General features: G+C 71.5%; 5 protein-coding genes. 2 read left to right on the top strand and 3 right to left on the bottom strand.

Annotated features, from left to right (window positions below):
* Nucleotides 1-231: 231 nt before the first annotated feature.
* On the top strand, nt 232-1,815 hold the full coding sequence (locus JWN97_RS06995; protein WP_297620491.1) for a GMC family oxidoreductase N-terminal domain-containing protein: 1,584 nt from the start codon (nt 232-234) through the stop codon (nt 1,813-1,815).
* Nucleotides 1,812-3,314 (top strand): aldehyde dehydrogenase family protein, encoded by a 1,503-nt coding sequence (locus JWN97_RS06990; RefSeq protein WP_297620489.1) that lies wholly within the window; start codon nt 1,812-1,814, stop codon nt 3,312-3,314. The genes JWN97_RS06995 and JWN97_RS06990 overlap by 4 nt, the downstream gene beginning before the upstream one ends.
* Before the next feature lie 169 nt (nt 3,315-3,483).
* Here JWN97_RS06990 and JWN97_RS06985 read toward each other — a convergent pair whose 3' ends face one another.
* The 3 genes from JWN97_RS06985 to JWN97_RS06975 form a co-directional block, all read right to left on the bottom strand.
* A complete protein-coding gene (locus JWN97_RS06985; protein ID WP_297620486.1) occupies nt 3,484-3,978 on the bottom strand; it encodes a carbonic anhydrase in 495 nt (164 codons plus the stop codon).
* A 220-nt stretch (nt 3,979-4,198) separates the two neighbouring features.
* Nucleotides 4,199-5,965 carry an MFS transporter gene (locus tag JWN97_RS06980; protein WP_363321261.1) on the bottom strand — a complete coding sequence of 589 codons (1,767 nt, stop codon included), beginning with the start codon at nt 5,963-5,965 and terminating at the stop codon, nt 4,199-4,201.
* Nucleotides 5,962-6,684 (bottom strand): LppX_LprAFG lipoprotein, encoded by a 723-nt coding sequence (locus tag JWN97_RS06975; RefSeq protein WP_297620483.1) that lies wholly within the window; start codon nt 6,682-6,684, stop codon nt 5,962-5,964. Before JWN97_RS06975 ends, JWN97_RS06980 begins: the two co-directional genes overlap by 4 nt.
* Between the last annotated feature and the right edge of the window lie 137 nt (nt 6,685-6,821).

Below are 6,821 nucleotides of genomic sequence, written 5' to 3'. Positions count from 1 at the left end.
GCGTTAGCGTGGGCCATGAAGGCCTCCCTCGTGAAGTGAAGTCCTAGACAGCTCCACTCCACACCGGGAGGCCTTCACCTATCTACGGCTTGCCGTGCCCGATCGCACAACGTGCCTGGGCATCACACCTAGGACGCGGCGGGGAGGTGCTCCGACCCTGACAGTGGTTGTGTCGCGGTCACCCTCTCAGTAGATTTGTGGCCCGCGTCACAGTCGGTCGAGAGGGAGCCCATGCCCGACGAGAAGTACGACTACATCGTCATCGGATCGGGCAGTGCCGGCGGTGTCGTCGCCGCCCGGCTCACCGAGGATCCGCAGGTGAGCGTCCTGCTGCTGGAGGCCGGCCCGGCGGACGACGACGACAACATCCACATCCCGCTGGCGTTCTCGATGCTCTTCAAGACCAAGTGGGACTGGAACTACGAGACGACGCCGCAGAAGCACCTCGGCGGGCGCCGCGCCTACTGGCCGCGCATGAAGGCGCTCGGCGGGTGCTCGTCGATGAACGCGATGATCTACATCCGCGGCAACCACGGCGACTACGACGAGTGGCGCGACGCCTACGGCGCCACCGGGTGGGGCTTCGACGACGTCCTGCCCTACTTCACCAGGGCCGAGGGCAACACCCGCCTCGGCGGTCCGTTCCACGGCACCGACGGCCCGCTCCACGTCGAGGACCGCACCTACAACCACGAGCTCAGCACGTCGTTCATCGAGGCCGGGGTCGCGGCTGGGCTCAAGCGCAACGACGACTTCAACGGCGCCGAGCAGGAGGGCGTCGGCCTCTACCAGGTCACCTGCAAGAAGGGGCGGCGCTGGTCCGTCGCCGACGCCTACATCCACCCCGCCGCACGCCGGCCCAACCTCACCGTCCGCACCGAGGCGTTCGTGACCCGGATCGTGCTCGAGGGCACCCGCGCCGTCGGTGTCGCCTACACCCGTGGCGGCGAGGCCCACGTCGCCCGGGCCGAGGCGGAGGTCGTGCTGAGTGGTGGCGCGATCAACAGCCCCCAGCTGCTGATGCTCTCCGGCATCGGCCCCGGCGCGCACCTGCGCGACATGGGCATCGACGTCGCGGTCGAGTCCTCGGGGGTGGGCCAGAAGCTGCAGGACCACCCCGTGGCCGGCATCCTCAGCTACACCAAGGACACCACCGACGTGGCGGAGATGCTGGGGCTGGGCAACCTGGTGAAGTGGAAGGCCGCCGGCAAGGGGCCGCTGAGCTCCAACGTCGCGGAGACCGGAGCGTTCTACACCTCCCGCGACGACCTCGAGCTGCCCGACATCCAGCTGCACGTTGCGCCGACCGGCTTCTACGACAACGGCATGCACGAGCCCGTACGCCGGGCGCTGACGACGGCCGTCACGCTGGTCAACGTGCAGAGCTCGGGTCACGTCAGGCTCCGCTCGGCGGACCCGACCTGGCACCCGGAGATCGACCCGGGCTACTTCGACGACCGCGCCGACCTCGAGGCGATCATCGGTGGCTTCCGCACCGCGCTCGAGGTGCTCCGGCAGGGCCCGATCGCGAAGTACATCGACGAGCCCTGGATTCCGGCGTCCGCCGACCCGACCGACGACGAGATCATCGAGGGCATCGGCCGGCTCGGCCAGACGCTCTACCACCCCGTCGCGACGTGCGCGATGGGCACGGTCGAGGGCAGCGTGGTCGACCCGGAGCTGAAGGTCCACGGCGTCGACGGCCTTCGGGTCGCGGATGCCTCCGTGATGCCGCGGGTCCCGCGCGGCAACACCAACGCCCCCACCGTCATGATCGGCGAGAAGTGCGCCGACCTCATCAAGGAGTCCCGATGAGCACCACGCTCGAGCCGACCACGACCGAGACGTTCGACTCGCTCGATCCCGCCACCGGCGACGTCGTCGGCACGCACCCGGTGACGAGCAAGGCCGACGTCGACGCCGCTGTCGCGCGTGCCCGCGAGGCGGCTGACTGGTGGGGCAACCTGTCGTTCGACGAGCGGGCGGAGCACCTGCTGACGTGGCGCAGCGTCATCACCCGGCGGCTCGCCCAGCTGGCCGACCTGTCCCACCGCGAGACGGGCAAGCCGCACGGGGACGCCCAGCTCGAGATCGTCCTCGCGATCGACCACATCGCCTGGGCGGCCAAGCACGCCAAGAAGGTGCTCGGCCCGCGCAAGGTCGGCTCGGGCCTGCTGATGGCCAACCAGGCCGCCACGGTGGAGTACCACCCGCTGGGCGTCGTCGGCGTGATCGGCCCGTGGAACTACCCGGTCTTCACCCCGATGGGATCGATCGCCTACGCCCTGGCCGCGGGCAACACCGTGGTGTTCAAGCCCAGCGAGTACACCCCCGGTGTCGGCCAGTGGCTGGCCGAGAGCTTCCGGGAGGTGGTGCACGGCCGCGACGTGCTGCAAGTGGTGACCGGGCTCGGCGAGACCGGCAACGCGCTGTGCACCGCGAGGATCGACAAGCTCGCCTTCACCGGATCGGGGCGCACCGGCAAGCTGGTCATGGCGGCCTGCGCCGAGAACCTCACCCCGGTCATCATCGAGGCCGGAGGCAAGGACTCGCTCATCGTCGACGAGGACGCCGACCTGCCGAAGGCCGCAGAGGCCGCGCTGTGGGGCGGGATGGCCAATGCCGGGCAGACGTGCATCGGGACGGAGCGCGTCTACGTCCACCAGAACGTCTTTGACGCCTTCATGACCGAGATCCTGAGGCAGGCCAGGGGCCTGCGAGCCGGGGCCGACTCCCAGGCCCCGATCGGGCCGATCACGATGCCGTCGCAGCTCGCCGTCATCAAGAGCCACATCGACGACGCGATCGCCAAGGGCGCCAAGGTCGTGCTGGGCGGCTCCGATGCCGTCGGTGAGCGGTTCGTGCAGCCGACGATCCTGACCCACGTGCCCGAGGACTCCACCGAGATCACCGAGGAGACCTTCGGGCCGACCTTGGCGATCAACCCGGTCGCCAGCATGGACGAGGCCGTCCGCCTGACCAACGCGACCGAGTACGGACTCGCCGGTGCGGTGTTCTCCAAGGCCAACGGCGTGTCCATCGCCCGCCGCATCCGGTCGGGCATGACGTCGGTCAACTCCGTCATCGCCTTCGCCGCCGTGCCTGCCCTGCCCTTCGGAGGGGTCGGGCAGTCGGGCTTCGGCCGGATCCACGGCCCAGACGGGCTCAAGGAGTTCACCTACGCCAAGGCCATCACGCGCCAGAAGTTCAAGCCGGTCATGAACCTCACGTCCTTCGCCCGCGACGCCGCGACCGACGGCAAGGTCGCCCAGCTGATCACGCTGATGCACGGCGGCAAGCAGACGCTGAAGTAGCTCCGCTCCCGAAGCGGGCGGTGGTGGGGCCACCTTCGGGGTCCGCGGGACGTGGCTGGACCACCTCCGGCCGGCGCGCCGCGGCGCCACGCCGTACTGGGCGGTGGTGGAGCCACCTTCGGAGCCCGCGGAACGTGGCTGGACCACCGCCCGAAGGAGGGGCCTCCGCTCAGGCGTGCTGGGTCAGCAGCCCGGTGTCGACGTCGTAGAGGAAGCCCCCGACCACCGCGCGGTCGCCGATCAGCGGGTGGGTGCGCACCTTCACGACGTCCTCGCGCAGCTGCTCCAGCTGGTCGGTCACCACACCGAACGACTGCCAGCTGGCGTCGACGCCGGCGGACTCGCCGACCCGGACGCGCAGCTCGGCCTCCGATGCGGACGCCATCGCGCAGCGGGTGTGCGGGACGACGAGGATGCGCTGGACGTTGAGCAGGTGGACGCCGAGCACGAGGGCCTCGAGCGCCTGCGGCGTCACCCGGCCGCCCGGATTGCGGAAGATCTTGGCGTCGCCGTGCTTGAGTCCGAGCATCCGCAACGGGTCGATCCGCGAGTCCATGCAGGTCACCAGCGCGATGCCGGCGTGCGCCTTGCCGTCGAAGCCGCCGAGGTCGAAGGAGTCGGCGAACGCGCGGTTGGCGTCCATCAGGTCACTGAAGTCGTCCACGCCAGCGAGGCTAGCGGAGGCGTACGCCGTCGCGCACCGGGCTCGTCCCCCGCGGACACTTGCCGTCAGGTGGCGGCCACCACGGGACCGCTGGAGCCCGCGGTCGCCGCGCCCTCGGCCGGCAGCAGCACGCTCGCCCGGACCGCCGGTGCGATGCGGTGGGGCTGGGCCTGCAGGAGGCGCACGCACCCCGTGACCCGACCGTCCGCCGGGTCGGCGCTCAGTGGGTCGAGATGACCTGACGAGTGCTGACCCGGTCGGCGCGCACCCCGCGGAAGACGACGAGCGCCAGCACGGCCGCGACGACGGCGCACCCCGCGGCGCCCCAGAAGACCGCGTGCTCCTGGGCGATGCCCGCGACCCGCAGCAGGTCGGAGAACTCCTTGCACTTGCTCCTGCCGTCGCAGACGTCCTGCACGGGAGGTACGGCGCGCTGCTCGGCGTAGTAGCGCCGCAGGCCGATCGTGGTGAGCGCGGAGATGCCGATGAGCATCCCCACCATGCGCGAGACGACCACGAAGGCCGTGGCGACGCCGTGGACGTCGTCGTCGGTGTGGGCGAGCAGGGCGGCGTTGACCGGGGCCAGCGCGAGGCCGAAGCCGAGGCCGCCGGTGATCAGCGCGAGGTTGACGATCGGCTCCTCGACCGTGGTGAGCCCCCACCGTGTCATCAGCACGAAGCCGGCCGCGGCCAGCAGCATGCCGATCGCGGTGACGACGCCGGGGGAGAGGAAGCGGATGAGGTAGCCGCCGGCCACGGCGCCGACCGGCAGGGCCAGCAGGAAGCGCACCAGCACGAGCGCGGCGGGGAGCTGGTCGTCGGGATAGACCGTGGTGCGGGCGAAGAGCGGGATGTCGATGAGCGCGGCGATCAGGGCGGCACCGATGAAGAAGCTGACCAGCAACGCTCCCCACGCCGGCGTACGACGGAGCGCGCCGCGCGGCACCAGCGGGTTGGCCGCGCGCCGGACGTGCCAGGCGAAGGCGGCCGACGCGAGGGCGGCGCCGAGGAGGTACCAGCGGCCCCGGGGCGAGAACACCTCGACCTTGGGATCGGCCGTGGCGAAGGCCAGGATCACGCCACCGAGGGCAGCGGCGAGCAGGAGGGCGCCGACCAGGTCGGCCTCCACGAGCACCCGGGCCCACCCCTGCAGGTCGAGCAGGGGGCGCGGTGCGAACCAGCACCAGGCGAGCAGCAGAGCCAGCGCCACGACCGTGGACGCGCCGATCGGCGTGAGCCAGCGGCCGTCACCGGCGAACGGGATGAAGAGCCGGCCCCACGTGAGGTCGCGCATGAGGCCCGAGGGGCGCAGGAAGACGACCAGGCCGCCCGCGAAGGTCGCCAGCAGCAGCAGGAGGCCGACGGGGTCGGGACGCCGTCGGCGTGACGCAGGGGTCCCGGACACCTCCGCCGGCGCGAGGGTGTGGATCGCGGCGGCGAGGACGAGCCCGACGGCGAGGTTGATCGCGAAGATCGCCCGCCAGTCCGACACGGCCAGCACGGCAGCGCCGAAGAGCGGTCCCAGCACCGAGCCGATCTCCTGGACCGCCGACACGATGCCCAGTGGGATGCCCCGGCGCCCGACGGGGTAGAGGTCGGCGACGAGAGCGAGCGTGGCCGGGACCAGCCCGCCACCTCCGACGCCCTGGAGGAACCGGCCCGCGACGATGCTGGGCATGTCGTAGGCGAGCGTCGTGATGAGCGAGCCGACCGCGAAGAGCAGCAGCGCCATCACGAGCACCGGCACCCGGCCGCGCAGGTCGGCGATCCGGCCGATCAGCGGGAGCATCGCGACGTAGCCGAGCAGGAAGCCGCTGACGATCGGCGCGGCGCGCTGCAGCTGGTCGATCGGCACGCCGACGCCGGTCATCATGTCGGGCAGCGCCAGCACCACGACGTACGTGTCGGCGGCGGCGAACGCGACCGCGACGGCCGCCATCGACAGGAGCAGCCGCGAGGTGCGCGAGGCCTGCTCGGTCGCGCTCACGGCGCGGTGATGTCCTTCTCGGTGCCGTAGTCGGCGAACTCCACGGTGTAGGTGATCGCGTCGGTGTGGGGGTAGAAGACGCCGGTCATGGTCGCCTTGCGCAGCTCGCCGTCGTCGGCGATCTGCCACTCCACGTCGAAGGAGTCACCGGCCGAGGACGGGATGACCGCGTCCATCGCGTCGCCGGGGACGGTGCCGGAGTAGGTCGTGAGGATCTCGGTGTTGTCGGACCCGCCGCGCACGCTCTCGCCCGCCTCGGGGGACTCCGTCAGGCCCAGCAGGCCCGGGAAGCCGTCCTCGCCGATGAGCGCGGCCGGGTCGGGAGCGCCGTACTCCTTGGGGTTGACCTTCTGCCAGCCTTCCGCGAACGGCAGCTGGGCGAAGACGTCTCCGTCGACGGCGATGACCGGCACTTCGGCGGTCTGGCCCGCGAAGACAACGGTGATGGAGCCGTCGAAGGCGGGCGCCTGGGTGATCGTGCCGGCCGCCTTGGCGATGCCGGAGACGCCCTCCGGCAGGGCACCGGTGGAGAGGGTCAGGTCGACGCCGGTGGTCTCGGTCAGCTTGGCCGAGGCATCGGCGAGCACCTCCTCCGGGGACTTCCCCTCGGCGGCCTCCGTGGCGTCGTCGCCCGAGCAGGCGGCGAGCGTGGGCAAGGACAGCAGCGCCGCCGTGGCGGCGGCGACGAGACGTCCGGTGGTCCGGGCACTTGCGAGCATGCCGTTAGCCTTCCACAGGAGTGGGCGCGGGACCGGCGGGCGCGGCCACCTGGCGCGCCAGCTGGGCCGCGACGGGGGAGGCGACGGCGGCGATCGGCTGCGGGGCCGGCACGCCGGAGCCGTCCCGCCGGCCATCG

Origin of the sequence: Nocardioides sp. (assembly GCF_025965415.1) — a bacterium.
Taxonomy (GTDB): Bacteria; Actinomycetota; Actinomycetes; order Propionibacteriales; family Nocardioidaceae; genus Nocardioides.
Note: the sequence above shows the minus strand (reverse complement) of the source record. Positions and strands in the feature narration are given on the sequence as shown.